Source organism: Micromonospora sp. NPDC047521 (assembly GCF_055587305.1).
In genome coordinates, this window is record NZ_JBVJGN010000006.1 from 129,436 (window position 1) to 154,047 (window position 24,612).

Annotated in this window: 26 protein-coding genes; 19 read left to right on the forward strand and 7 right to left on the reverse strand. The window is 73.4% G+C overall.

Annotated elements, in window-relative coordinates; all coding sequences use genetic code 11:
- Genes ACZ6N8_RS15655 through ACZ6N8_RS15665 form a run of 3 tightly spaced genes read right to left on the reverse strand, consistent with a single transcriptional unit; the run spans position 1 to position 4,082 of the window.
- Positions 1–3,342, reverse strand: coding sequence for an ATP-binding protein (locus tag ACZ6N8_RS15655; RefSeq protein ID WP_466010527.1), 3,342 nt, complete (start codon positions 3,340–3,342; stop codon positions 1–3).
- Positions 3,343–3,391: 49 nt separating this feature from the next.
- Positions 3,392–3,754, reverse strand: a complete 363-nt coding sequence (locus ACZ6N8_RS15660; RefSeq protein WP_139583242.1) for a hypothetical protein — start codon at positions 3,752–3,754, stop codon at positions 3,392–3,394.
- Positions 3,755–3,767: 13 nt separating this feature from the next.
- Entirely contained in the window at positions 3,768–4,082 is a 315-nt protein-coding gene (locus ACZ6N8_RS15665) for a hypothetical protein (RefSeq protein WP_466010528.1), read from the reverse strand.
- Between the two features lie 346 nt (positions 4,083–4,428).
- Here ACZ6N8_RS15665 and folP point away from each other — a divergent pair, with 346 nt between their 5' ends.
- From folP to ACZ6N8_RS15700, 7 genes are all read left to right on the forward strand, one after another.
- Entirely contained in the window at positions 4,429–5,295 is an 867-nt protein-coding gene (folP, locus tag ACZ6N8_RS15670) for a dihydropteroate synthase (protein ID WP_466010537.1), read from the forward strand.
- The gene (gene folB, locus ACZ6N8_RS15675) at positions 5,292–5,660 is read left to right on the forward strand and encodes a dihydroneopterin aldolase (RefSeq protein ID WP_466010538.1); all 369 of its coding nucleotides are present in this window, start codon (positions 5,292–5,294) and stop codon (positions 5,658–5,660) included. The genes folP and folB overlap by 4 nt, the downstream gene beginning before the upstream one ends.
- Positions 5,657–6,184 carry a 2-amino-4-hydroxy-6-hydroxymethyldihydropteridine diphosphokinase gene (folK, locus tag ACZ6N8_RS15680; protein ID WP_466010540.1) on the forward strand — a complete coding sequence of 176 codons (528 nt, stop codon included), beginning with the start codon at positions 5,657–5,659 and terminating at the stop codon, positions 6,182–6,184. Before folB ends, folK begins: the two co-directional genes overlap by 4 nt.
- A 19-nt stretch (positions 6,185–6,203) precedes the next feature.
- The gene (locus tag ACZ6N8_RS15685; RefSeq protein WP_466010541.1) at positions 6,204–6,743 is read left to right on the forward strand and encodes a DUF3180 domain-containing protein; all 540 of its coding nucleotides are present in this window, start codon (positions 6,204–6,206) and stop codon (positions 6,741–6,743) included.
- A 120-nt stretch (positions 6,744–6,863) separates the two neighbouring features.
- Complete coding sequence (locus ACZ6N8_RS15690; protein WP_466010543.1) at positions 6,864–8,081, forward strand: ABC transporter permease; 1,218 nt, start codon at positions 6,864–6,866, stop codon at positions 8,079–8,081.
- A 51-nt stretch (positions 8,082–8,132) separates the two neighbouring features.
- On the forward strand, positions 8,133–8,441 hold the full coding sequence (locus ACZ6N8_RS15695) for a hypothetical protein (RefSeq protein ID WP_151488076.1): 309 nt from the start codon (positions 8,133–8,135) through the stop codon (positions 8,439–8,441).
- Between the two features lie 53 nt (positions 8,442–8,494).
- Positions 8,495–8,998, forward strand: a complete 504-nt coding sequence (locus tag ACZ6N8_RS15700; protein WP_364372466.1) for a hypothetical protein — start codon at positions 8,495–8,497, stop codon at positions 8,996–8,998.
- A gap of 24 nt (positions 8,999–9,022) precedes the next feature.
- Here ACZ6N8_RS15700 and ACZ6N8_RS15705 read toward each other — a convergent pair whose 3' ends face one another.
- Positions 9,023–10,027, reverse strand: coding sequence for an ABC transporter ATP-binding protein (locus ACZ6N8_RS15705; RefSeq protein WP_466010545.1), 1,005 nt, complete (start codon positions 10,025–10,027; stop codon positions 9,023–9,025).
- 2 nt (positions 10,028–10,029) lie between these two features.
- Here ACZ6N8_RS15705 and ACZ6N8_RS15710 point away from each other — a divergent pair, with 2 nt between their 5' ends.
- The 4 genes from ACZ6N8_RS15710 (at position 10,030) to ACZ6N8_RS15725 (ending at position 14,468) form a co-directional block, all read left to right on the forward strand.
- The gene (locus ACZ6N8_RS15710) at positions 10,030–10,716 is read left to right on the forward strand and encodes an ABC transporter permease (RefSeq protein WP_364372472.1); all 687 of its coding nucleotides are present in this window, start codon (positions 10,030–10,032) and stop codon (positions 10,714–10,716) included.
- Positions 10,713–11,453 carry an ABC transporter permease gene (locus tag ACZ6N8_RS15715; RefSeq protein WP_387114714.1) on the forward strand — a complete coding sequence of 247 codons (741 nt, stop codon included), beginning with the start codon at positions 10,713–10,715 and terminating at the stop codon, positions 11,451–11,453. Before ACZ6N8_RS15710 ends, ACZ6N8_RS15715 begins: the two co-directional genes overlap by 4 nt.
- Before the next feature lie 214 nt (positions 11,454–11,667).
- A complete protein-coding gene (locus ACZ6N8_RS15720) occupies positions 11,668–12,672 on the forward strand; it encodes a glycine betaine ABC transporter substrate-binding protein (protein ID WP_466010548.1) in 1,005 nt (334 codons plus the stop codon).
- Positions 12,673–12,782: 110 nt separating this feature from the next.
- Positions 12,783–14,468 carry a hypothetical protein gene (locus tag ACZ6N8_RS15725; protein WP_466010549.1) on the forward strand — a complete coding sequence of 562 codons (1,686 nt, stop codon included), beginning with the start codon at positions 12,783–12,785 and terminating at the stop codon, positions 14,466–14,468.
- Positions 14,469–14,472: 4 nt separating this feature from the next.
- On the opposite strand, the gene ACZ6N8_RS15730 is transcribed toward ACZ6N8_RS15725, so the two are convergent.
- The 3 genes from ACZ6N8_RS15730 to ACZ6N8_RS15740 all read right to left on the reverse strand — a co-directional run bounded on the left by ACZ6N8_RS15730 (position 14,473) and on the right by ACZ6N8_RS15740 (position 17,336).
- The gene (locus ACZ6N8_RS15730; protein WP_364372484.1) at positions 14,473–15,660 is read right to left on the reverse strand and encodes an NADH-quinone oxidoreductase subunit D; all 1,188 of its coding nucleotides are present in this window, start codon (positions 15,658–15,660) and stop codon (positions 14,473–14,475) included.
- Complete coding sequence (locus tag ACZ6N8_RS15735; RefSeq protein WP_466010902.1) at positions 15,657–16,961, reverse strand: SAM-dependent methyltransferase; 1,305 nt, start codon at positions 16,959–16,961, stop codon at positions 15,657–15,659. The genes ACZ6N8_RS15730 and ACZ6N8_RS15735 overlap by 4 nt, the downstream gene beginning before the upstream one ends.
- 84 nt (positions 16,962–17,045) lie before the next feature.
- Complete coding sequence (locus tag ACZ6N8_RS15740) at positions 17,046–17,336, reverse strand: hypothetical protein (protein WP_466010551.1); 291 nt, start codon at positions 17,334–17,336, stop codon at positions 17,046–17,048.
- 15 nt (positions 17,337–17,351) lie between these two features.
- Here ACZ6N8_RS15740 and ACZ6N8_RS15745 point away from each other — a divergent pair, with 15 nt between their 5' ends.
- The 8 genes from ACZ6N8_RS15745 (at position 17,352) to ACZ6N8_RS15780 (ending at position 24,603) form a co-directional block, all read left to right on the forward strand.
- Positions 17,352–17,672, forward strand: a complete 321-nt coding sequence (locus tag ACZ6N8_RS15745; RefSeq protein ID WP_466010552.1) for a hypothetical protein — start codon at positions 17,352–17,354, stop codon at positions 17,670–17,672.
- Positions 17,673–17,799: 127 nt separating this feature from the next.
- Complete coding sequence (locus ACZ6N8_RS15750) at positions 17,800–18,762, forward strand: Rossmann-like and DUF2520 domain-containing protein (protein WP_466010554.1); 963 nt, start codon at positions 17,800–17,802, stop codon at positions 18,760–18,762.
- Between the two features lie 55 nt (positions 18,763–18,817).
- Positions 18,818–19,666 carry a pantoate--beta-alanine ligase gene (panC, locus tag ACZ6N8_RS15755; protein ID WP_466010556.1) on the forward strand — a complete coding sequence of 283 codons (849 nt, stop codon included), beginning with the start codon at positions 18,818–18,820 and terminating at the stop codon, positions 19,664–19,666.
- A gap of 46 nt (positions 19,667–19,712) precedes the next feature.
- Complete coding sequence (panD, locus tag ACZ6N8_RS15760; protein ID WP_466010557.1) at positions 19,713–20,141, forward strand: aspartate 1-decarboxylase; 429 nt, start codon at positions 19,713–19,715, stop codon at positions 20,139–20,141.
- Between the two features lie 96 nt (positions 20,142–20,237).
- Positions 20,238–21,131: a septum formation family protein gene (locus ACZ6N8_RS15765; protein WP_466010559.1), complete on the forward strand. Its 894-nt coding sequence runs from the start codon at positions 20,238–20,240 to the stop codon at positions 21,129–21,131.
- A 108-nt stretch (positions 21,132–21,239) separates the two neighbouring features.
- The gene (locus ACZ6N8_RS15770) at positions 21,240–22,934 is read left to right on the forward strand and encodes an L-aspartate oxidase (RefSeq protein WP_466010560.1); all 1,695 of its coding nucleotides are present in this window, start codon (positions 21,240–21,242) and stop codon (positions 22,932–22,934) included.
- Positions 22,931–23,827, forward strand: coding sequence for a carboxylating nicotinate-nucleotide diphosphorylase (nadC, locus tag ACZ6N8_RS15775; protein WP_357992670.1), 897 nt, complete (start codon positions 22,931–22,933; stop codon positions 23,825–23,827). Before ACZ6N8_RS15770 ends, nadC begins: the two co-directional genes overlap by 4 nt.
- A gap of 17 nt (positions 23,828–23,844) precedes the next feature.
- Positions 23,845–24,603 (forward strand): type III pantothenate kinase, encoded by a 759-nt coding sequence (locus tag ACZ6N8_RS15780; RefSeq protein WP_364372510.1) that lies wholly within the window; start codon positions 23,845–23,847, stop codon positions 24,601–24,603.
- Positions 24,604–24,612: the final 9 nt, after the last annotated feature.

A 24,612-nucleotide genomic window follows, 5' to 3' on the forward strand; every position in this document is an offset into this window, starting at 1 on the left:
TCACGCCTCCAGATCCGGCAGGGGGATGCTCGGCAGCACTCCGGCCGCCGCGGCGATCGCGGCGGGCGTCGTGTCGAGGTGGTCCAGCAGCCCGTCGACGTACGAGACGTCGACTCGGACCTTCTGCACGCGGCCGTCGACGTCGCGCATCACGAACTCGCGGAAGCCGAGCCGGTTGGCCGAGTTGGTGTCGGCGGCGGAGAGCGAGGCCAGGGTGGCCTCGTACCCGTCGTTTACCGGTACCCGTAGCAGCCGCAACGCCTCGGAGGCGATCTCGGCGTCCTCGGCGATCCGGCCGACGAAGACTGTGGAGACCAGGTTCTGTACGTCGAGGCCGAGGATGTCGCGGGGGTTCTGCGAGGCGACCAGCGCGGCGAGGTTCCACTTGCGGGAGTCCCGTGCGAGTCGGACGAGGAACGACCGGCCGGAGCGCCAGCCCTCCATGAAGTGTGCCTCGTCGAGGCCGACGAGCTTGCGGGAGGACATCGAGCCGCCGTAGCAGCGGCGGACGGCGAGCCGGTGCGCGGTGTGCAGCATCGGCAGGGCGAGGGCCTCCTCGGCGGACCAGTACTCGCGCTCGATCTTGAGGTCGGGCAACCGCAGCCCGGCCATGGTGATCACGGTGAGCGCCGCGTCGGCCCCGAGCAGGCCTTCCGGTGGTCTGCCGAAGAAGAGCATGGCCAGCGGCATCTCGGCCGTGTCCAGCAGCAGGTTGGCCAGTTCCTTGCCGGCGTCGTCGTCGAGGCGTCCGAGGCAGCTCACCACGTCGTCGAGGGTGGAGGTCTCCTCGGCGGGCACCTGGCGGACGGCGTGCCGGAACAGGGTGGCGGTGGACGCCTCGCGGGCCACCTGCGGCGGCACCAGCATCATGCAGATGTCCTGGACGAGCATCCGTCGTTCGGCCCGCGCGTTGGAGACCGCGATCTCGAACTCCCGGTCGCCGGCGGCACCGATGCCGAACTCGCTGCGCAGTGGCGTCGGGATGAGCGAGTAGGGCGCGAGCGTGCCGTGCTCCGAGCCGGTCAGGTTCAACACCCGGGAGTACGGCCGCAGCTCGGGCATGGCACAGAGCCGGGCCAGCGGACCGGACGGGTCGAGCAGAGTCACCTGGACGCCCCGTCGCGCGGCGAGGTAGCCCAGCGCGCCGAGCAGTGTCGACTTGCCACCACCCGGCTCGGCGACGAAGACCGCGAGCCCGGAGCGTTCCCGCACCTCCATGGGGAAGTGCAGGTCCAGGAAGACGGGTCGACGGCAGGTGCCGGCGGTCCGACCGATCAGGTCGCCCCGCCTGTCGCCCACGTTGGACGCGGCCTGGGGGAGTGCGGCGGCGAGCAGCGGGACCGGCATCCGGCGGACGTAGCCGGTGTTGGCGATCGGTTCGCCGGGGATGAACTCGCGGGCCAGCCAGTCCTGGTTCTTCGGGTGCTGGAGTGAGATGCGCAGCTCGCGGGAGTAGAGCTGGATGAGGCGACGGGCCCGCTCCAGGCACTCCTCCCTGGTCCGGCCGCCGACCGCGATGCGGTGCCAGCCGTGGGCACGGGCCGAGTCGACGGGCAGACCGGTGGTCATCTCGTCGCCGATCACCAGTGCCCGCTTGGCCAGGCGTTCCAGCTCGGGCGGTGCGTCGATGCCGTGCTCGGCGTAGTCGAGCTGCTGGGAGCGGATCATTCGCAGCCGGTGTTCGAGATTGCGGAAGGAGTCGCCGGAGCCGAGGATGTCGACCCGGGTGGAGATTTCCATGGGCCAGGGCAGCCGCTCGTGGAAGTGCAGCCAGGGCTCGTGTCGTTCCGGGATCTCCAGCGGCTCCATCCGGCCGACGGCGAGTACGGCGACGTGCCGTTCCTCGCCGGTCATCCGGTTGACCAGTTTGACCGTCGAGCCGTACGGGGTGCGGTACCGCTCGACCTGCTCGGTGAGCGCCAGCAGGTCACCGCGTTCCCACTGCCCGTCGGTCACCGGCGAGAGGGTGCCCGGGGGTGACATGCACAGCGCCACGGAGCGGTAGAGCAACCACTCCAACTCCTGCGCGGTGACCCGGCGACCCCGCATGCCGAAGGCGCCGAGCACCTCGTCGAACTGTTCAACTGTGCGGCCCAGCTTGCGCCGTTCGCCATCGGCGGTGCCCCGGCCGAAGGTGCGCAGGAGCCGTTCGGTGAGCGAGTCACCGAGCGACCGGCGGGCGAACGTGACGCCCAGGTAGGTCTGCCCCTCGGCGTGGTTGACGGCCATCAGGTGTCGCTGGGCGGCGACGAGGTGGTCGGCCCAGCCGGCGGTGCCCGGCACGTCGGGCAGCGGCGACGCGGTGTGCGCGTCGATGGTGCGTGCCCACTCGTCGGCGGGGAACGGCCGGGTGGTGCGCCGCAGGTGCAGCCGGAAGCCGGCGAGACCCGCGTACTGCTCGGAGATCGCCGACAGCAGCGCCTCGCGTTCGGCGTCCGGTCGGAACGCCCAGCGCACCTCGGGCAGCCAGTACCAGGCGGTGACCGTGTTCGGGGTGAAGGTCAGGTGGCCGGCGATCTCGGTGATGGCCAGTTCGACAGACGGGTCCCGATCCCCGAATTTGATTTTCGGGGCGCGTACCCGGGTCGGTCGGACGGGTCGGTCCTGCCGGCTCGCGGCGCGTTGCCGCGGCGCGACGATCTCCTTGCCGGCTGCCTTGGGTCGCTGCGGGCCGTCGGCGCGGCGCGGCGTGCGTTCCAGGGCGGGCCGGTCCTCAGGTGCGGCGCCGGCCGGTCGTTCCGTCGGGGTGGGCGGCCGCTCGACCGGCGCGACAGGCCGGTTGGTAGGTGTCGGCGTCGGACGGCCGGCTGCTGGGTCCAGATCGCTCGCCGGGTGCGCCATCGGCAGCCGGTCACCCGCCTGGTGCGGCACCCGGGACTCGATGGCGGGGTGGGTGTCCGCCCGTCGCGGCTCGGCGGGCGGCCGCCGGCCGACGGTGGACCGGTCGTCCGGGGTCCACGGCGGCTCCAGCTCGGGAGCCGGGCGTGCCGGCGCGACGGCTGGCGGTTGCTGCGGGATCGCCTGCTGCTCCCGAGTGGCGGGGCCTGCTGGAATGGCTCGTTGGCCGCCCGGTCGGGCGCCGCCGAACAGATCCAGGAAGGGCGAGTCGATGTCGGCGTTCTCGCCGGCCGTCACGGCTGTGGGCTCGGCGGGCGGTGTACGCCGGGACACCGGCCGGGGCGCCTGGAAGACGCCTACCGCTCCGTGCCCGGGTGAGGTCACCAGCGCGGGGTCGAGCGCCACCTCGTCCTCGTCTTCGGTGTAGTCGAACGACTGCGCACGGTGACCTGCCGGTGCGCCCGGGCGGCCGGCCGGGGAACCCGGCGTGGAAGCGCGGCTCATGCGATCGCCCCACCCTTGTCGTACGACTGACCGCTCGGTGTACGCCCGGTCATGCCAGCTCCTCCCGGATCCTGATCCGGCTGCCGACCAGGCGCGGGTCGCGCTGCTCGACGGCCGGCTCCCGGGTGCGTCGCCAGTCGGTGAGCGCGGTGCGGATGACCACCCGCGCCGGCCGGTCCGGGTCGACGTGCCGGAAGATGAACGACGTGGTCACGATGGCCAGTGCGATCTCCCAGGCTGGGAAGAGCTCGACCGTGAACGTGAACAGCCAGTGGATGAACATGTAGAGGGGGACGAGCAGCATGAAGAGCCCGTACTGGGCGTACGGCAGGTGGACCGGAAGGGTGTAGCCGGGCGGCCCGAGGTAGACCAGGCGTGCCCGGTAGATGTCGTCGTCGGTGCGCAGCCGCATCTGGTGACCGCGCCTATTCGAAGATCAGGTCGATCAGGTAATTGCCGACGAAGAAGAGTGTTGCCGCGCCGGCGATGAAGGCCAACCCGACGATGGCGATCGCGGAGCTGGTGAGCACCTTGGAGATCTCGCCCCGGCTGGCACGCCCGATGAAGATGACGCCCAGGACGGCGAGCAGGATCGGTGCGATCTTGCTGGCGAAGAAGGTGACCACACCGCTGGTGTCGATCCCCTTCGGGGCTGGCTCGGCGAGCGGAGCCGACGCCAGGGTGGAGAGCGCGTGGGCGACGCCTGACGACGCCGTCTCCATGAGCTCGAAGGCGATCACTGGAACCTCCCCATAGCGCGGCCGGCGGTGCCGCGGCGGTGCAATAGGCAGACCTGGCGGGAAAATGTGCTCGCAGGGCGCAGCGTTCACGACCCTGTGTTCGTTACTCACCACGGAGAGTGGCGAGCTTTGGGCGGTTTTCCCCCGCTTCGGCCCTCCCTCCACGCTTCGCCATCTCGATGCTGGCCAATTCCAAAGCGTACGGGCCGCCCCGGATTGCGACAAGCCGCGAACGGGATGCCCGATGCTGCCCGGATGACCGATCGTACACCTGTTCTAACGAGCACGTCAGGGAGGGTTGCCCCGGGTCGCGGGAGGCCGCCACCGCGACCGGTACCGTCTAGTCGTGACCGATCTGGTGCGGGCTCCGGGCCCGGTGGTGATGGGCGTCCTCAACGTCACGCCGGACTCCTTCTCCGACGGCGGACGGTACGCCGACCTCGACGCGGCCGTCGGACACGGCGTCCGTCTGCGCGACGCCGGAGCGCACCTGGTGGACGTCGGCGGCGAGTCGACCCGCCCGGGCGCCGAGCGGATCGACGCGGCGACCGAGGCGGACCGGGTGCTGCCGGTCATCCGCGCGCTCACCGCCGCCGGGGTGCCGGTCAGCATCGACACCAGCCGCGCCCGGGTGGCGGAGGCCGCCCTCGAGGCCGGCGCGGCGGTGGTCAACGACGTCTCCGGCGGCCTGGCCGACCCCGACATGGCCCGGGTGGTCCGCGACGCCGGCTGCCCGTGGGTGCTCATGCACTGGCGGGGCCACTCCCGGCAGATGCGCGAGCTGGCTAGCTATGGCGACGTGGTGGCCGACGTGCGGACCGAGCTGTCCGAGCGGATCGACGCGGCGTTGGCCGCCGGCGTGGCCGCCGACCGCATAGTCATCGACCCCGGCCTCGGCTTCGCCAAGACGGCCGCGCACAACTGGGAGCTCAGCGCCCGGCTGCCGGAGCTGCTGGACCTCGGGTACCCGCTGCTCTTCGGCGCCAGCCGCAAGTCGTACCTCGGCCGGCTGCTCGCCGCCGCGGACGGCACGCCGCGGCCCACCGCGCAGCGGGAGGCGGCCACCGTCGCCACAAGCCTGCTCGCGGTGGCGGCGGGCGCCTGGGGGGTACGCGTGCACGACGTCCGCGCCACCACCGACGCGCTGGCCGTCTGGGCAGCGACCGGCAGTCCGCGCCTGACGGCCGGACCGGAACGAGCGGGGCGGCGATGACTACCGACCGGATCCAGCTGACCGGCCTGCGGGCGCACGGCCGGCACGGCGTGTACGACTTCGAACGGGCGCAGGGGCAGGACTTCGTCGTCGACGCCGTCCTGGAGATGGACCTCGGCCCGGCCGCCGCCAGCGACGACGTCGCCGCCACCGTGCACTACGGCGAGCTGGCCGAACGGCTGGTCGCGGTGATCACCGGTGAGCCGGTCAACCTCATCGAGACCCTGGCGGACCGGCTGCTCGCGGTGTGCCTGGCCGACGAGCGGGTCGACGCCGCCACGGTCACCGTGCACAAGCCGGAGGCCCCGGTGCCACACACCTTCACCGACGTGGCGGTCACCATGACCCGGACGCGTACCCGGTGACCCGCGCCGTCCTGTCCCTCGGCAGCAACCTGGGCGACCGCCTGGAGCACCTGCGGACGGCCGTCGCCACGCTCGGGGACGCCGTGCGTGTGGTGTCCGGGGTGTACGAGACTCCACCGTGGGGTGACGCCGACCAGCCCGCGTACCTCAATGCGGTGCTGCTGGCCGAGGACCGGACCGCGACGCCGCGCGACTGGCTGGAGCGGGCGCGGGCCGCGGAGCTGGCGGCCGGCCGGGTCCGTGACCCGCTGCGGCGGTTCGGGCCGCGTACCCTCGACGTGGACGTGATCGCCGTCTGGGGCGACGACGACGAGCCGGTGCTCAGCGACGACCCCGAGCTGACCCTGCCGCACCCCCGGGCGCACCTGCGGGCGTTCGTGCTGCGACCGTGGATCGACATCCAGCCGTACGGGCGGCTGCCCGGTCACGGCTGGCTGACCGACCTGCTCACCAGCGGCCCGGCCGCGGACGACGTGCTGGATCTGCGTGCCCGGCCGGAGTTGGCGTTAGAGTCGAGCGCATGACCGAGTGGAGCCGGCCGGCATGACGCAGGCGAAGTCCCCACCACCGGGCGGGCCGGGCCCCGACCGGTCGCGGATGGGTCCCACCCGGATCTCGAGCCTTGTCGTCGCCGCCCTGGCCGCCGCTGCCGTGGCCTGGCTGTTGATCAGCAGCCTGTACTACAGCGGCATCCCACGGCTGCCCTGGCTGCCCGTCGTGACGCTTGCCGCGCTCGCCGTGCTGGAGGCGTACGCCGCCGTCAACACCCGTGGGCGGATCGAGCGCAAACCCGGCCGAGACCCGGTCAACCCGCTGATGGTCGCCCGGTTCGTGGTGCTGGCCAAGGCCTCGGCGCTGGCCGCCGCCATCTTCGCCGGCTTCTACGCGGGGTTGACCGGCTGGCTCTTCGTCGAGAACACCCGGGCGGCAACGGAGGACCGGCCGGCCGCCGCCGGTGGTCTGCTGGCCTCGCTGGCGCTGGTCGGCGCCGCGCTCTGGCTGGAACGCTCCTGCCGGGTGCCGGAGCGCCCGGACGACGAGCGCGAGCCCGACCAGCGCGAGAGCCGCCCCGGCCAGCGCTGACCAGGGGGTTACGCCCGGCTCCCGGGCGCGGGTACGGTGCCTGCGATCGGAGAGCGATGGCCGCCCACGATCCGTCCGCGCGCCGGACCGGAGGCGGCCGGCCACTGGGGAGGCGGCGTCATGGGGTACGAAGAAGCGGGCCGGGACCGGTCGGCCGAGCCCTCGTCCGGGGTGCCCGCCGCCGTACTGGAGAGCGTCTTCGACGACCCCACCCACGGCGAACCGGGCCGGGACCGGGTGGGCGTGCACGTGTGGTGGGAGTTCCTCCTGGTGGCCGGTCTGGTCGCGCTCGGCTGGCTGCTGTGGCGGGAGGACTCGGGCGCCCTGCGCGCCGACAACCTGCGCACGTTGCTCGTCGACGCGGTCGGGCTCGGACTCCTCGCCCTCGCGGCCGGGCTGAGCCTGCGGACCGCGGCCCCGAACCTGGCCGTCGGGCCGGTGGCGATCGCGGCCGCCCTGCACTACGCGGAGCAGGGCGATCGGGGCCTGGCGGCGTCCGTCGGCCCGGCCGTCGCGGTCGCCGCGCTGGGCGGGCTCGCGCTGGCGTTGGTAGTGGTGGTGCTGCACGTGCCGGCCTGGGCGGCAAGCCTGGCCGGTGCGGCAGGCGTTGTGGTGTTCATCGAACGCCGCTCGTCGGCGGTGCTGGTGCAGGGTGACTACGACCCCGGGCGGACGGCCGGCTTCCTCTTCGCCGGGTTCGCGGCGGTGGCGGTCCTCGGCGGGCTGTTCGGCACGATCCGGCCGATCCGTCGCCTGGTCGGCAGGTACCGACCGGTCACCGATCCGGCCCGCCGCCGGGGTGTGCTGGCCGCCGTGGTCGCCGCCGTCGCGCTGATCGGCTCGACCGTGCTGGCCGCGCTCGGCGGCGTGCTGATCGCCGCGAACGGCCCCGGCCCGGTCACCCCCGGCACCGGCCTGGACTGGACCGTGCTGGCGCTCGGGGTGGCGCTGCTGGGCGGCACCAGCGCGTTCGGCCGCCGGGGCGGGGTGTTCGGCACCCTGCTGGCGGTCAGTCTGGTCACCGTCCTGCGGGAGTACGCGCCGGAGCGGGGCTGGACGCTGAGCACCTGGGCGGTGGGCGGCGCGGCGGTGGGCGTCGGGTTGCTTGTCACCCGTCTGGTCGAGACGTTCGGGCGCCCCCGGACGGGTGCCGTCCCCGACCGGCCCGAGCCGGTCGCCGACGGCACGATCAGCACGGGCTGGGCCATGCCGCAGTCGCAGTCGGTGGACAACTGGCCGCCGACTCTTCCGACGCCTGCCGCGCCGCAGCCGACCGACCCGTGGCGGGAGCCGCGGTGGGAGGACAGCCCGCGCCGGTGGGACGCCGACGAGCGGTGAGCCGCGTCGCGTCGCCGCGCCGGAGCTGATCTCGCCCGTTAGGCTCGGCGCATGACCGACTCACCTGCCGCCACCCCCGGCGGAACCTCGTTCGAGGCACTCGACGCGCTGTCCACCGAGGAGTTGCGGGAACGGGCGTTCGCCCTGGCCCGGGAGCGTCGCGACGTGGGCTTCTACTGGTCGGTGCTGCGGCACCTGCCGAACGCGGACGAGGCGACGGTGCTGGACGGCGCACCCAACTCGATCGGCCCGACGATCGACGAGGCGAACGCCCTGTGGCGGGAGCTGACCGGGCACGGCTACGAGGAGTCGGCGCCGCTGCTGCGGGCCGCCTTCATCGACTACCTGATGAAGCACTGAGCCGTTCGGGGCAGCCCAGGTCCACCCGGCAGAGCGGCACCGGGCCTGGGCGGATGACATCGTTCTTTCACCGGTCCGGCCCGGTGAGCAGGTACGGAACGGCCGCCGGCACCGGCGCGCTCGCCGTGCTGCTGCTGGTCGGCATCTGCGGCAGTCCGGCGTACACCGGTTGGGCCGCCACCCAGACCGACCCGGACTCGGGAGTCGCCTTCTACCTGCGTGTGCTCGCCTGGCCGGCCTGGCGGCTGGACGCGGACGGACAGGCCGGCGGGTTGTTCGCCGCCGACCTGCGGGCCGTGGCGCTCGTGGTCCTCGCGGTGGCGCTGCTCTATCTGCTGCCCGCGGCGCAGGTCGCCCGGGTGCCGGGCTCGGTCAGCCAGTTCTTCTCCGGCTGGGCCGCGTACGTGCTGGCCGGCGGGCTCGCCGCCGTGCTGGCGGCGCTGCTCGGCCCCGACCCGTCGCTGCTGCGGGCGTTGCAGGAGGCCAGCGCCGGAGCCGGCTACGGCTTCCTCGCCGGCTGGATCATCGGCACCGCCAGCCTCGGCGGTCGCGCCTGAGCCACACCGGCGCGGCGGGACGGCTCAGCCCGTCGTCCGGCCGAGGTCGAGCAGACGCTGCCGGGTGAGCGCCCCGACGGGTCGACCGTCGTCGGTCACCACGAGCCGGTCCCGGCCCGAGGTGAGCAGGACCGCCAACGCGTCGTACGCGGAGCCGTCCAGCGGCACGGTGGGCAGGTCCGTGGCGGTGTCACCGGCCAGCGGGTCCAGCGACTCCCGGTCCAGGGGGGTGACCACCAGCCGGCGGATGCCCCGGTCGGCGCCGACGAACTCGCGTACGAACGGCGTGGCGGGCGCGCCGAGCAGGGCGGCCGGGGTGTCGTACTGCTCCAGGTGACCGCCCTGGGACAGCACCGCGATCCGGTCGCCGAGCCGTACGGCCTCGTCGAGGTCGTGGGTGACAAGCACGATCGTCTTGCGGACCTCGGCCTGGAGTCGGAGGAACTCCTCCTGGAGGCGGGATCTGACGATCGGGTCGACGGCCGAGAACGGCTCGTCCATCAGCAGCACCACCGGGTCGGCGGCGAGCGCGCGGGCCACCCCCACCCGCTGCCGCTGGCCGCCCGACAGCTCGTGCGGGTAGCGGCCGCCGAACTGGGCCGGGTCCAGTCCCACCAGGTCGAGCAGCTCGTCGACCCGGGTGCGGGTCCGGTCCCGGGGCCAGCGCAGCAGGCCGGGCACGGTGGCCACGTTCGCGCGGACGGTCTGGTGTGGAAAGAGGCCGACGTTCTGGATCACGTAGCCGATCCGGCGGCGCAGCCGAACCGGGTCGACGTCGGTGACGTCCTCGTCGCCGAGCCTGATCCGGCCGGCGGTCGGCTCGATCAGTCGGTTGATCATGCGCAGCACCGTCGACTTGCCGCAGCCGGACGGGCCGATCAGGACCACCAGCTCGCCGGACCGGACGTCGAGGCTCAGCTCCCGGACGGCCTCGGTGCCGTTCGGGTAGCGCTTCTGGATGCCGTTCAGGGAGATCGACGCCGCGCGAGGGGAGCCAGCCGGGCCGGGGGCCTCCGGGGTAACGTCCACGTATGTCCTTCCGCCTGAGCTACCGGGCCGACCCGGGTAACCCCTGGTTCTCCTGGCAGTACGTGCGGGACAACTCTGACACGATCCTCGCCGCGCTGCGCGAACACGCCTCCCTCACCGGGCGGGCGGTGCTGATCGCGGTGCTGATCGCCCTCCCGTTGTCGGTGCTGGCGTACTGGGTCCGGCCGCTCGCCGGTCCGATCCTCGCGGTCAGCGGGGTGGTCTACACGATCCCGTCGTTGGCGCTCTTCGCGTTCATCGCACCGTACCTGGGCACCGGGACGACCACGGTGCTGGTCGGGCTGGTCCTCTACGCGCTGCTGCTGATCGTCCGCAATGTGGTGGCCGGGCTCAACCAGGTGCCGCCGGAGGTCGGTGAAGCCGCCGAGGGCATGGGCTACGGCAGGTGGGGGCGGCTGTTCCGGATCGACCTGCCGCTGGCCGTGCCGGGCATCGTGACCGGCCTGCGGCTGGCGACCGTCTCCACTGTGGCGTTGGTCACGGTGGGCGTGCTGGTCGGGCACGGCGGCCTCGGGCAGCTGATCTTCGCGGGCTTCCAGAACAACCTCTACAAGGCCGAGATCATGACCGGTTCGGTGCTCTGCGTGGCGCTCGCCGTCGTCCTCGACCTGCTGCTCGTCCTGGTTGCCCGGCTGGTGACCCCGTGGACCGCGAGGAGGGCACGGTGACCGCAGCGGCGAACCCGGTGAGCGAGGCGGTGCTCTGGCTCAACGACCCGCTTAACTGGACGAACCCCGGCGGGATGCTGGACCGGCTCGGCGAGCACCTCACCATCTCGGCTCTGGCGGTGGCGCTCGGCTGCCTGGTGGCGTGGCCGCTCGGGCTGTGGCTGGGGCACACCGGACGGGGCGGCGGTCTGGTGGTGCTGGTGTCCAACGCCACCCTCGCCATTCCGACGCTGGCGCTGCTGACCATCCTCCCGGTGGTCTTCGCCAGCGGCTTCGGGCGTACGCCTGTGGTGGTGGCGCTCGCCGTGTTCGCCGTACCGCCGCTGCTGGCCAACGCGTACACGGGTGTGCGTCAGGCGGACCCGGAGGCCCGCGACGCCGCCCGGGGGATGGGTCTGTCCGGCGGGCAGGTGCTGCGGCGGGTGGAGCTGCCGCTCGCCGTGCCCTATCTGGCGGCCGGTTTCCGGACCGCCGCCGTGCAGGTGATCGCGACAGCCGCGCTTGCCTCGTTCGTCAACGGCGGCGGCCTCGGCGAGATCATCCGGACCGGGTTCGGCCTGGGTATCGCCGGCGGCGGCGGTCAGATCCTGGCCGGCGGCGTGCTGGTGGCCGCGCTCGCCCTGCTGGCCGAGGTGGTCCTCGGTGTCGTCGAGCGGCTGGTCACGCCCCGTCCGCTGCGGCGCGGGCGGCAGCGGACGGGCCAGCCCCGGCCCGCCGACGCCACCGGCCGTGCCTGATCCGCGCCCGCTGCTCCGTCCGGGTGAGTCGGCGGCGATCAGCCGAACGCCGAGGGCGCGGTCGGTGACGATGAGGTGACGAAGTCCATCTCAGGTTGTCGGTCCGTTCCGGAGGATGTTGGGTGGACATTCGCGGGCGACCAACAGTCAGGATCGCCCGTCGGACACGCGGCCGGCCCGGGACGGGCCGCGCCGGGACACGGAAGGCGGGCACATGCGCGCACGTACACGTCTCGCGATCGGTGCCGTCGGCGTCGTCGCCGGGGCAGCGCTCCTCACCGGGTGCGGTGACGCCGGTTCGTCAGGCACCGACGCGCCCCAGCAGAGCGCTTCCGGCGCCGGGTGCGCCCCGGTCAAGGGTCAGCAGCTCATCGCTCTGCAGGACGACAAGAAGCTCCAGAACTCCGACAACGTCATCCCCGCGGTCAACAGCAAGGTGGCCAACCCGCAGCTGATCGCGGCACTCGACAAGGTCTCGGCGACGCTCGACACGCCGAAGCTGATCCAGCTCAACAAGGCAGTGAACGACGACCGGAAGACCCCGAAGGTGGCCGCCGAGGAGTTCGCCGGCGCCAACAACCTCACCGCGGGCATCGCCAAGGGTCCGGGCGGCGACATCACCGTGGGCGCCGGCAACTTCGCCGAGAGCCAGATCCTGGGCGAGCTGTACCGGATCGCGCTCACCGCTGCGGGCTACCAGGTCAAGGTGCAGCAGATCGGCAACCGGGAGCTGTACGAGCCGGCCCTGGAGAAGGGCGAGGTCCAGGTCGTCCCGGAGTACGCGGCGACGATGGCCGAGTTCCTCAACACCAAGGCCAACGGCCCGAACGCCCAGCCGGTCAGCTCGCCTGACATCAACACGACGGTGACCGCCCTCAAGGCCGAGGGCGACAAGGTGGGCATCACCTTCGGCGCCCCGGCCGCCGCACAGGACCAGAACGCCTTCGCGGTGACCCAGGCGTTCGCCGACAAGTACGGCGTCCGCACGCTCTCCGAGCTGGCCGCGAAGTGCTCCGGCAGCGCGACGGTGCTGGGTGGCCCGCCGGAGTGCCAGCAGCGCCCGTTCTGCAAGCCGGGTCTGGAGAAGACATACGGGCTGTCGGTGGGCTCGTTCTCCTCGCTGGACCAGGGTGGCCCGCTGACCAAGAGCGCGCTGCGCGACGGTTCGATAAGCGTGGGCCTGATCTTCTCCTCGGACAGCGCGTTCGCCACCAGCTGAGCCCTTCACCGCCGCGCTGACGGACGCCCCCGCCCGCATCCGGGCGGGGGCGTCCGCGCGTGTCGGTGACCCGTTCCCTCTGCTGGGGATCCTCGGTAGGCTGCACAGCCATGCCAGCCCCGGTCACCCCCGACGCCCGGCGTCAACCGCGCCTGCTGACCATGCTCTTCTGGGCGGGTGTGGGCCTCGCCCCGGTGGCGGCGCTGATCCTGCTGGTCGCCGACGGCAACACCCCGCTGCGTTTCGCGGCGGTGCTCGCCATCGTGGCGGTCGTGCTCATCGGTCTGTCCATCGCGCTGCGACCCGACGGTGACGCGGCACGCGCCGACGAACTGCTTGACGAGATCGAGGAACTGCGCCGGGAGTTGCGGGCCGAGATCCTGGCCGCCGCGCAGCGCGGCAACCAGGCACTGGACCAGGCGCAGCGGGCACAGGAGGGCATCACCGCGGTCCGTCGTCGCCTCGATGCCAGCAGTGCCGCGCTCGCCGGCGCGGCACCCGACGCCGCGGGTGCGGGACGGGCGCGGGTGCCGGCCGCCGGCCAGGTCGATGACGCGCCGGCCGGAAGGGCGTCGGTCACCGCTGACGCTCCGGCCGCCCGCAGCCGGGTGCCGGGCGAGGTTCCGGCCGGCCGGGGCCGGGTGTCGGGTCCGGAGGACGCCGCCCGCTGGGGCCGCGCCGAGCACGCCGACGAGAACGAACCGGCGTACCCGCGGGCGACCGCCGAACCGCCCCCCGCCGGGGTGTACGGCGCCGAGCAGCCCCGCGCCGGGGTGTACGGAGGGGAACGCCCCGCCACCGCCCGGTACGGATCGCCCCGCCCTCGTGAGCACGACCGGCCCGAGCCGGGGCACCGACCGGCCGGCGTTGTCCGGCACACCGAGACAGTGCACGTCACCACCAGGCACACAGTGGTGGACGGTGGACCGCCGGAGCCCGCCACCCGGTACGGCGGCGGGTACGCGGGCCAGTGGACCCCGCCGGCGCAGGAGTGGACCCGGGGCGGCGGCGCGGACGAGCGCCCCCGCCCGGCGGAGCGTCCGCGTGGTGAGGCGGAGGACCGTCAGTGGGCCGGCTACCCCGACGACAGGCCCGGTCGGGGCGCCGACCGGGAGGTGCCCGACGTCGACGCCGAGCCTGGTTGGCGGGCCCGGCGCGACGAGCCGCAGTGGACCGGTCCACGGGACGCGTACGCCCCCGCCGACGAGCCGGCCCGGGGCTTTCGGGAGCAGCGTGACGAGCGCGGGTGGTCGGAGCGGCGCGAGCCCGACCGGGGGAGCGCCGCGCCGCAGTCCGGGCCGCCGCTGCGCGCCGACGACACAGGCGAGTTCTGGTCACAGATGCGGGCCGGTGACCGCTGGGCGGCCGTCCGCGACGACGAGCACGGCCGTGAACTGCACGTCGGGGAACGCCGGGCCGAGGTGCACGCCGACCCCGCCGGCACCGAGTACCGGATGGCCGACCGCTGGGCCTCCGTCCGCCACGAGGAGCCGCGCCGCCACGAGGAGCCGCGCCGCCACGAGGACGCCCGCCGTCATCGGGAGCCGAGCCGGCAGGACGACGCCGACTGGTACGCAGAACGCGAGTCGTACCACCCGGACGAGCCGGCGGGACGGCCGGCACTGCCGGTGGGTGGCGTGCCGGTGCCGGACGAGTGGCGTCCACCCCGCCAGCGGGGTGACCAGGCGGAGCCGGAACGGGTCGGCCGGCGCCGGGTCGAGGAGCGGTACGGCTACCCGCCGCCTGACGACGTGCCGCGCGCCGGCGGCGCCCCGCCCGGCGAACGCTGGCGCTGAGGCGTCACTTGTCGATGTCGCCGACCACGAAGAACATCGAGCCGAGGATGGCGATCAGGTCCGGCACGAGGCAGCCGGGGAGCAGGGTGGCCAGAGCCTGCACGTTGGCGTACGACGCGGTCCGCAGCTTCAACCGCCACGGCGTCTTCTCACCCCGCGACACGAGGTAGTAGCCGTTGATGCCGAGCGGGTTCTCCGTCCAGGCGTACGTGTGCCCCTCGGGTGCCTTGAGCACCTTCGGCAGTCGGGTGTTGATCGGACCGGTCAGCCGGTCCACCCGGTCGAGGCACTGCTCGGTGAGGTCCAGCGAGGCGTACACCTGGTCGAGCAGCACCTCGAAGCGGGCGTGGCAGTCGCCGGCGGTCCGGGTGACCACGGGCACGTCCAGTTCGTCGTACGCCAGGTAGGGGTCGTCGCGGCGCAGGTCCAGGTCGAGCCCGGAGGCGCGGGCCACCGGCCCGGACGCGCCGAACGCGGCGGCGTCGGCGGCGGAGAGCACACCCACGCCGACGGTGCGGGCCAGGAAGATCTCGTTGCGCCGGATCAGGTGGTCCAGGTCCGGCAGCCGGCGGCGCACCTCGGCGATGGCCGCCCGGGCCCGCCCGGTCCAGCCGTACGGAACCTCCTCCTTCAGGCCACCCACCCGGTTGAACATGTAGTGGATCCGCCCGCCGGAGACCTCCTCCATCACCGCCTGGATGGTTTCGCGTTCCCGGAACGCGTAGAACATCGGCGTGATCGCGCCGATCTCCAGCGGGTAGGAGCCGAGGAACATCAGGTGGTTGAGCACCCGGTTCAGTTCCGCTAGGGCCATCCGCAGCCAGGTCGCCCGCTCCGGCACCTCCATGCCCATGAGGCGTTCCACGGCGAGCACCACACCCAGCTCGTTGGAGAACGCCGACAGCCAGTCGTGCCTGTTGGCCAGCACGATGATCTGCCGGTAGTCGCGGACCTCGAACAGCTTCTCCGCGCCCCGGTGCATGTAGCCGATGATCGGTTCGCAGGCGACCACCCGTTCGCCGTCGAGCACCAGCTTCAACCGCAGCACACCGTGCGTCGAGGGATGCTGCGGGCCGATGTTCAACACCATGTCGGTGCCGAGCTGCTGATCGCCGGTGCCGGCGACGAGGCCGGCCCCGGTGCCGACGGTCAGTTCACGGAGGTCCCCGGCGTCGGTGGTCATGCCCGTCATCGTGCCACGGCGGCGGCGAGCGGGATGCCGACCGGCTGGCGCAGCCACAGGTGCCCGCCGAGCCCGGCCGGGTCGGTCAGCTCGGCCACCGCCGACGCGGCGGCAAGCGCCCGCACGTAGCCGGCCGGGTCGGTACCGGCCAGGCTGAGCGGCGGTCGCCCGCCGTCGGCCCCGAGCGCCCGCAGCGCCTCGGCCTGCGAGACCAGGGAGTACGCGCACCGGGCGACCGCCGCGCCGGCGGAGGCGACCGAGTCCATCGCCACGTGCGCGGTCACGTCTGTCGTCCCGTCCAGCACCGGCGCTACCTGCCGCCCACCCCGGTACCCGGTCAACGTCCCGTCCACGGGCCGGCCTTCTCGCAGGTGCCCGTAGTCGACGGCCACCGCCATGCCCCGCTCGACTTTTCGCACCGCGTTGGCCCAGGCGTCGTCCCGTGGTCTGCCGATTTCTGCTCGGTGGCCGCTGTGGGGGGTTTCGGGGCAGCCCGGCCGGCTCCGGGCGGTCAGGCTTGATCCCTGCGCCGGCCGGGCTGCCCCGAAACCCGACTCGCTTCCGCTTGTCGCGTCAGCCCAGTTCACCCCACTTGTCGCGGATGCCCGGGTCGCCTCCGGATTCGGGTCGCTGTCCGTGCTGGGCAAGATCCCGGGGCTGGGCCACCAGGTCGTGAGCCAGTCGAGATCAGCGGGGCTGACCGGCTCACCGATCGTCTCCACGCCACTTTCGGGGTCGACCAGCACGTATCGCCAGCCATCCCTGGTGTGTACCGCGACGTCCAGTGGGACGTTGTCCAGCCACTCGGTGGCAACCACCAGTCCGGTGATCCCATCGGGGATCTCGGAGACCCACCCGATCTGTTCGGGCAGGTGTTCGGGGCGGTCGGCGTACTCGACAGCTGTGAAGCGAATTCGTTGCGCGAGCGACGGACGGGCGGCGACCGACGACGGCTCGTCGGGCGACCGACGGACGGCGGCCGTGGGAGTCAGGGTTTCCGGGGAGCCCGCCCGCGGGGGGATCAAGCCTGACCGCCCGGAGTGGGCGGGCTCCCCGGAAACCCCCACCGCGAGCCCGGCGAGAGAAATCAGCAGCTCCCCCCGCCCCGCCCCCACGTCCACGACGTCGAGACGGGGAGGGTGCCCGAGTGCCGCGTCGACCTGCGTGACCAGGCGCAGCAGGGCTGCGGCGAAGGCGGGCGAGGCGTGCACGCTGGTGCGGAAGTGGTCGGCCGGCCCGGTGCCGCCCACGAAGAAGCCGCCCGGCCCGTAGAGGGCGTGACTCATCGCGTCCCGCCACGGGATCGGCATCAGCTCACTTCGGGGTTCAGCAGGTGTCACCGTGCCGACCCTACGGCCACCCGCTTCCCGATCCCCGATGACCGGCTTCGTGGTTCAGGCCCGGAAGTAGTGCCCTTCGCTCAGGTCGGCGATCAGTCCGGGGTGGGTGGGCGTCCAGCCGAGCAGGTCACGGGTGATGGCGGACGACGTCGGGTTGTCCATCTGCGCGAACGACCCGAGGAAGCCGAAGTGGTCGTTCGCCTCGGCGGGGCTGATGCTGCGGACCGGGATGCCGAGGTTGTCGCCGATGGCCTCCGCGATCTGCCGGAAGGAGACGCCCTCGTCGGCGGCACCGTGCAGGCGCGTGCCGGCGGGGGCGTTTTCGAGGGCGAGTCGGTAGAGCACTGCCGCGTCGAGCGTGTGGACGGCCGGCCACCGGTTGGCGCCCTCGCGGACCGTCTCGAGCTGGTCCGGGCGCGGCAGGCAATCATCGAGAGCAGCCCAGAGCTGCAGGAGCGTGAACTGCGCAAGTCGGGCTCCCTGGCGGCCGCGGTCACCGCCGCCCTGCGCGCCAGGGGCGTCGACGAGACCACGGCCACCCTGGCCACCGAGTCGGGTGCCACGGTCTTCCGGGTCGCGTTCGCCCGCTGGATCGCGCCCGGCAGCGACGCCCCGCTCAGCGACCTGATCGCCGAGGTCGCCGCCGAGCTGCGCGCCATCACGTCGGCCCCGACGCGCTGACCTCAGCCGACTCGATCGGGCCGTCTCGACGGTGGTGAAGGTTTTCACACATGCTTGTCCCGGTTCGGCGGGCCGGGCGCATACTTGCGATCGACCGGTACCCCTTCTCGAGGACTGGATCGTCGTCATGAGCGCACCGCTGCGCCCGCGCCCTGGGCCCGCCGCATCGCGGGATCGCGCCGTTCCCGGCGCCCGCGCCACCTCCCGCCTGCTCACCGTCGGTGTCGTCGGCGCGGGCCGCGTCGGAGCCGTGCTGGGCGCCGCGCTCGCCGCCGCCGGGCACCACGTGGGCGCCGTCACAGGCGAATCCGGAGCCAGCCGGGCACGCCTCGCCCTGCTGCTGCCCGACGTGCCCCGCCGCCCCGCCGTCGCCGTCGCGCACGCCGCCGCCGACCTGCTGCTGATCGCCGTACCCGACGACGCGCTGGCCGGGGTGGTCGCCGACCTCGCCGAACGGGGCGCCCTGCACCAGGGGCAGGTGGTCGCGCACACCTCCGGCGCACACGGCCTGGGCGTGCTGGCGCCGGTCATCGCGGCCGGCGCCCGGCCGCTCGCCCTGCACCCCGCCATGACCTTCACCGGTACGCCCGACGACCTGGCCCGCCTCCACGGCATCTCGTACGGGGTGACCGCCCCGGCGGAGCTGCGTGCACTGGCCGCCCGCCTGGTCACCGACCTGGGTGGCGTGCCCGAGTGGGTGGCCGAGACGGACCGCCCGCTGTACCACGCGGCGCTGGCACACGGCGCGAACCACCTGGTGACCCTTGTGAACGAGGCGACCGACCGGCTGCGGGACGCCGGCGTGGGCCGGCCCGAGAAGGTGCTCGCCCCGCTGCTGCGGGCCGCCCTGGAGAACGCGCTGCGCCTCGGCGACGACGCGCTGACCGGCCCGGTCTCGCGGGGTGACGCGGGCACCGTGCGGCGGCACCTGGCCCGACTGACCGCCACCGCCCCGGAGTCCGTTCCCGCGTACCTGGCGCTGGCCCGTCGTACCGCCGACCGGGCGATCGCCGCCGGCCGGCTCCGGCCGGTGGACGCGCAGTCGCTGCTCGGGGTTCTCGCCGATTCGGATCGGGAGGTGGCCGCGTGAGCGCGAGGAGAGAGCCGATCCTGCGAGCCCCGCAGTCGCGAACCGAGGTGGCGCCGTGACGCAGCTCGTCCACACCCGTGCCGAGCTGGCCGAGGCCCGGGCCGGCCTGAAGGGCACCGTCGGTGTCGTGATGACCATGGGTGCCCTGCACTCGGGGCACGAGACGCTGCTGCGCGCGGCCCGGGAACAGGCCGACCACGTGCTGGTGACGATCTTCGTGAACCCGTTGCAGTTCGGGCCGAACGAGGACTTCGACAGGTACCCCCGGACCCTCGAGGTGGACCTGGAGATGTGCCGGCGGGCCGGCGCCGACGTGGTCTTCGCCCCGTCGGTGACCGACATGTACCCCGACGGCCAGCCCCGGGTACGCCTCGACCCCGGTCCGCTCGGGGCGGAGCTGGAGGGCGCGAGCCGCCCCGGCTTCTTCCACGGCGTGCTCACGGTGGTGCTGAAACTGCTCCAGCTCACCCGACCGGACCTGACGTTCTTCGGCGAGAAGGACTACCAGCAGCTCACCCTGGTCCGGCGGATGGTCCGGGACCTGGACGTGCCTGTCGAGGTGGTCGGCGTGCCGACGGTGCGGGAGCCGGACGGGCTGGCGCTGTCCAGTCGCAACCGCTACCTGAGCGAGTCGGAGCGGGCTGCCGCCCTGAGCCTGTCCGCCGCGCTGCGGGCCGGCGCCCGGGCGGCCGACGACGGCCAGGACGCGGGCGCGGTGCTGAGCGCCGCACATGCCGCGTTCGGCGCGGGTACACCCGGCGCCCGCCTCGACTACCTGGTGCTCACCGATCCCGAGTTGGAGCCGGGGCCGGTGTCCGGGCCGGCCCGGCTGGTGATCGCCGCGTGGGTAGGCGCGACCCGCCTGATCGACAACGCGGCGATCCACCTGGCACCCCGTCCCTGACCAGGCCGCCTCCCACCTCCACCACCTTGGCGAAAGGCCATTTCCGATGCTGCGGACCATGCTCAAGTCGAAGATCCACCGGGCCACGGTCACCCAGGCCGATCTGCACTACGTGGGTTCGGTGACGGTGGACGAGGATCTGCTCGACGCCGCCGACCTGCTCCCCGGCGAGCAGGTGGCGATCGTGGACATCACCAACGGCGCCCGGCTGGAGACGTACGTGATCCCCGGTGAGCGGGGCAGCGGCGTGATCGGCATCAACGGTGCCGCCGCGCACCTCGTGCACCCCGGCGACCTGGTCATCCTCATCTCGTACGGGCAGATGGACGACGCCGAGGCCCGGTCGTACCGGCCCCGGGTGGTGCATGTGGACGCCGACAACCGGGTGATCGAGCTGGGTGCCGACCCGGCCGCGGCGGCCCCCGGCACGGCCGGTGACCCGGTGCCCAGCCCGCTGGCCGTGTCCGCCGTGTGATCCCCCGCGTCGTGATTCCGGTCTGTCACCGGAAGGTCATGTCCGGTTACCCTTGGCGCGCCGGCGCAAGCTGGCGGGTGGCTGGGGGAGGCCGCTATGCGCAGTGCCGTGACGACCCTGTTCGCCGCCGCCGTGACGGCGGTGCTGCTGGTGGGCTGCGCCGGGTCCGGCGATCTGGACGGTGACCTGACCGACGACTGGGCCGCGATGGCTGCGCCGTCGGCGTTCACTCCGGCGGCAGGTGTGTGTCACGCCGCCGACTTCACCGACGTGGTCACCCTGGCCGGCTACGAGCCGGTGGACTGCGCGGGCCCGCACCGGCTGGAGACCGTGCACGTCGGGGCCTTCCCGGCCCAGCGGGCGACCGCCCCGGCGGGTGGTTCGGCGGAGCTGCGGGGCGCGTTCGCCGAGTGCGACACCCGGGCGACCGGGTACGTGGGTGACGACTGGCGGGCCGGGCGGCTGCGGTTGTCGGTGGCGCTGCCCTCCGGGCCGGGCTGGGCGGCGGGCTCCCGCTGGTTCCGGTGCGATCTCACCGAGTTGAACACCGTCGAGGCGGCGGCGACTGTGGTGGTCCGCTCGGGCAGTCTGCGGGACGCGTTGAAGAGCCCCTCGCCGCTGCGGCTTGGTTGCCAGCAGACCCGTGGTGCGGCCGGGCGTGTGCAGACGCTTGTCCCGGTGGAGTGCGGCAGGCAGCACGACGCCGAGTTCGTCGGGGTGTGGCGTGCACCGGACACGCCGTACCCCACCCGGGACGCCGACTGGGCGCCGCTCTACACGGGTTGCCGCAGCGCCCTCGGCCGCTACGTGGGCGTGCCCGACGACGCCGAGCTGCGCTTTCGCAGCGGTGTGGTGGTCCGCCCGCCGGGGGCCGGGCGGTGGCGGGTCGGTGACCGGGGCGTGCGCTGCTACCTGTGGCTCAGCGACCGTACGGTGGCCGCCTCGCTGAAGGGCGCGGGCCCGGCGGGTCTCCCGGTCCGGACGAAGTGACAGCGGCCCGACGGTCGGCGCGGCCCGCCCGGCGTGGGACGGGGTAGCCGATACCACTCGTCCCGCCCCCGCCGCCCCCGACGAGGATCGTTCGGGTTGACTGGGGGGATGGACCTTCCGACCGTCGACCTGCCGGCCCTGCCCCCGCTGCTGGCCGCGCCCGAGCCCGGCTGGGTGGAGACCACCGACGTGATCGTGGTGGGGTCCGGGGTGGCCGGCCTGACCGCGGCGCTGCACCTGCGGGAGGCGGGCCTGCACGTCACAGTGGTCACCAAGGTCAACATTGACGACGGCTCGACCCGGTGGGCGCAGGGCGGCATCGCCGCGGTGCTCGACCCGACGGACACGCCCGCGGCGCACGCGCGGGACACCGAGGTCGCCGGGGTGGGACTCTGCGACCCGGCGGCGGTGCGGGTACTTGTCGAGGAGGGCCCGACCCGGCTGCGGGAGCTGATCCGGATCGGCGCCGAGTTCGACCGTCACCCGGACGGCTCGCTGATGCTGACCCGCGAGGGCGGGCACCTGGCGGACCGCATCGTGCACGCCGGCGGGGATGCCACAGGCGCGGAGGTGCAGCGCGCCCTGCACGCCGCCGTGCAGCGCGACCCGTGGATCCGGCTGGTCGAGCACGCCCTGGTGCTTGACCTCCTGCGGGCGCCAGGTGACGGCCCGGACGGGCTCGGCCCGGCCTGCGGCATCACCCTGCACGTGCTCGGCGAGGGCAGTGAGGACGGCGTGGGCGCCCTGCTGGCCCGTGCGGTGGTGCTGGCCACCGGAGGGATGGGGCAGGTCTTCGCGGCCACCACCAACCCGGCGGTCTCCACGGGCGACGGGGTGGCGCTGGCGATGCGGGCCGGCGCGGCGGTGACCGACGTCGAGTTCGTCCAGTTCCACCCGACCGCCCTGATCACCCCGTCCGGCGCGGGCGTTCCCGGTGCCGGGCACGCGCAGCAGCCACTGGTGTCCGAGGCGCTGCGCGGCGAGGGCGCGTACCTGGTGGACGCGGACGGCAAGCGGTTCATGGTGGGCCAGCACGAGCTGGCCGAGCTGGCCCCCCGGGACGTGGTGGCCAAGGGCATCCACCGGGTGCTGCTGGCCACCGGCGCGGACCACGTCTTCCTCGACGCCCGGCACCTCGGCGGGGACTTCCTGGCCGGGCGGTTCCCCACCATCGTGGCGTCCTGCCTGGCGATCGGCGTCGACCCGGCCACCGACCTGATCCCGGTCGCCCCGGCCGCCCACTACGCCTCCGGCGGTGTCCGCACCGACCTGCATGGCCGCACCTCCATCCCCGGCCTGTACGCCTGCGGTGAGGTGGCCTGCACCGGTGTGCACGGCGCGAACCGGCTGGCCAGCAACTCGCTGCTGGAGGGCCTGGTGTTCTCCCGCCGGATCGCCGAGGACATCGCGGCGGGTCTGCCCGAGCAGGCCCAGCCGGCGGACACCGGCGCCTGGCGGGGCGGCGAGGGGTGGGTGCTGCCGGCCGAGGCCACGCCCGCGTTGCAACGGGCGATGACCCGGGGCGCGGGGGTGCTGCGGTCGGCGACGACGTTGGCCGCGACGGCCGGGACGCTCACCGAGCTGGGCACCGCCCGGGGCCGGCCCAGGACCGCCGACTGGGAGGCGACAAACCTGCTCACGGTGGCGTCGGCGCTGGTGGCGGCCGCGTACGCGCGCGGCGAGACCCGGGGTTGCCACTGGCGGGAGGATTTCCCGACGGCCGACGAACGGTGGCTGGGCCACCTGGTCGGTTCGATCGGGGCGGAGGGCCGGTTGACGCGGCGGTGGGAGGAGAAGGCATGACGGAGTCGACGCGGACCGCGCTGCTGGCGGCCGGACTGGACCCGGAGCAGGTGCGGCGGGTGATCGAGACCGCGCTGGTCGAGGACCTGGGACCGGATTTCCTGGACGTGACGAGCGTGGCCACCATCCCGGCCGGGCAGAACGACACCGCTGACCTGGTGGCCCGCGCCGACGGGGTGCTGGCCGGGATGGCCGTGGCCGCGGCCGTGTTCGAGCTGGTGGGCGAGGTGACCGGCTCCGGTCGTACCGTCGAGGTGTCGGTGCTGGCCCGCGACGGCGAGCGGGTGGCCCGCGGCGACGTGCTGGCGACGGTGACCGGCCCGACCCGGCTGCTGCTCACCGCCGAGCGGACGGCGCTGAACCTGCTCTGCCGGATGTCCGGCGTCGCCACCCACACCCGTGCCTGGGCGGACGCCCTGGCCGGCACGAAGGCGATGGTGCTGGACACCCGCAAGACGACGCCGGGCCTGCGGGCGCTGGAGAAGTACGCGGTGCGGGCCGGCGGTGGCACCAACAAGCGGATGGGCCTCTACGACGTGGCCATGATCAAGGACAACCACAAGCTGGCGGCCGGGGGGATCACGGCGGCGTACCGGCGGGTCCGGGAAGCGTTCCCGGAGGTCCCGGTGCAGGTCGAGGTGACCACAGTCGACGAGGCGGTGGAGGCCGTGGAGGCCGGGGCGGACTTCCTGCTCTGCGACAACATGACGCCGGAGACGCTGGCCCGGGCGGTGGACGCGGTGGGCGACCGGGCGGAGCTGGAGGCGACCGGCGGGCTGACCCTGGAGGTGGCGGCCCGGTACGCGGCCACAGGCGTCGACTTCCTCTCGGTGGGTGCGCTCACCCACTCGTCGCCGATCCTGGACATCGCGATGGACCTGCGCACCGGGTAGTTGTCTAGGCTGCGAGCGTGCTGCTCTGCATCGACATCGGAAACACCAACACCGTGCTGGCGACCTTCGACGGCGACAAGCTGGTGCACTCCTGGCGGATCAAGACCGATGCCCGTTCGACGGCGGACGAACTGGGCCTGATGTTCCGGGGACTGCTCGCCGGGGACAACGTCGAGATCACCGGTGTGGCCGCCTGCTCGACGGTGCCCGCCGCGCTGCGGTCGCTGCGCACCATGCTCGGCCGCTACTACGCCGACCTGCCGAGCGTGATCGTCGAGCCGGGTGTGCGCACCGGGGTGCAGCTTGCCATCGACAACCCGAAGGAGGTGGGCGCCGACCGGGTGGTGAACACCCTCGCGGCGTACACCCTCTACGGCGGGCCGTCGATCGTTGTGGACTTCGGCACCACCACCAACTTCGACGTGATCAGCGGCCGGGGCGAGTTCCTTGGTGGGGCGTTCGCCCCGGGCATCGAGATCTCGTTCGACGCGCTGGCCGCGCGCGCCGCCCAGCTGCGCAAGGTCGAGGCGACCAAGCCCCGTTCGGTGATCGGCAAGAACACCGTGGAGTGCCTCCAGGCCGGCCTGTACTTCGGCTTCGCCGGGCAGGTCGACCGGATCGTCGAGCGGATGACCGAGGAGCTGGGCGAGGTGAAGGCGGTGATCGCCACCGGTGGCCTCGCCGCGCTGGTGATCAACGAGTGCAGCACCATCACCCACCACGAGCCGATGATCACGCTGATCGGCCTGCGGATGGTCTACGAGCGCAACGTGTGACCCGGCCGC

Excerpts from the sequence above, each read along its gene's own strand:
- ACZ6N8_RS15655 (WP_466010527.1), bottom strand. The coding sequence starts at position 3,342 with ATGAGCCGCGCTTCCACGCCGGGTTCCCCGGCCGGCCGCCCGGGCGCA.
- ACZ6N8_RS15660 (WP_139583242.1), bottom strand. The coding sequence starts at position 3,754 with ATGCGGCTGCGCACCGACGACGACATCTACCGGGCACGCCTGGTCTAC.
- folB (WP_466010538.1), top strand. The coding sequence starts at position 5,292 with ATGACTACCGACCGGATCCAGCTGACCGGCCTGCGGGCGCACGGCCGG.
- ACZ6N8_RS15685 (WP_466010541.1), top strand. The coding sequence starts at position 6,204 with ATGACGCAGGCGAAGTCCCCACCACCGGGCGGGCCGGGCCCCGACCGG.
- ACZ6N8_RS15690 (WP_466010543.1), top strand. The coding sequence starts at position 6,864 with ATGGGGTACGAAGAAGCGGGCCGGGACCGGTCGGCCGAGCCCTCGTCC.
- ACZ6N8_RS15695 (WP_151488076.1), top strand. The coding sequence starts at position 8,133 with ATGACCGACTCACCTGCCGCCACCCCCGGCGGAACCTCGTTCGAGGCA.
- ACZ6N8_RS15700 (WP_364372466.1), top strand. The coding sequence starts at position 8,495 with ATGACATCGTTCTTTCACCGGTCCGGCCCGGTGAGCAGGTACGGAACG.
- ACZ6N8_RS15710 (WP_364372472.1), top strand. The coding sequence starts at position 10,030 with ATGTCCTTCCGCCTGAGCTACCGGGCCGACCCGGGTAACCCCTGGTTC.
- ACZ6N8_RS15720 (WP_466010548.1), top strand. The coding sequence starts at position 11,668 with ATGCGCGCACGTACACGTCTCGCGATCGGTGCCGTCGGCGTCGTCGCC.
- ACZ6N8_RS15725 (WP_466010549.1), top strand. The coding sequence starts at position 12,783 with ATGCCAGCCCCGGTCACCCCCGACGCCCGGCGTCAACCGCGCCTGCTG.
- ACZ6N8_RS15730 (WP_364372484.1), bottom strand. The coding sequence starts at position 15,660 with ATGACGGGCATGACCACCGACGCCGGGGACCTCCGTGAACTGACCGTC.
- ACZ6N8_RS15735 (WP_466010902.1), bottom strand. The coding sequence starts at position 16,961 with ATGCCGATCCCGTGGCGGGACGCGATGAGTCACGCCCTCTACGGGCCG.
- ACZ6N8_RS15750 (WP_466010554.1), top strand. The coding sequence starts at position 17,800 with ATGAGCGCACCGCTGCGCCCGCGCCCTGGGCCCGCCGCATCGCGGGAT.
- panD (WP_466010557.1), top strand. The coding sequence starts at position 19,713 with ATGCTGCGGACCATGCTCAAGTCGAAGATCCACCGGGCCACGGTCACC.
- ACZ6N8_RS15765 (WP_466010559.1), top strand. The coding sequence starts at position 20,238 with ATGCGCAGTGCCGTGACGACCCTGTTCGCCGCCGCCGTGACGGCGGTG.
- ACZ6N8_RS15770 (WP_466010560.1), top strand. The coding sequence starts at position 21,240 with ATGGACCTTCCGACCGTCGACCTGCCGGCCCTGCCCCCGCTGCTGGCC.
- nadC (WP_357992670.1), top strand. The coding sequence starts at position 22,931 with ATGACGGAGTCGACGCGGACCGCGCTGCTGGCGGCCGGACTGGACCCG.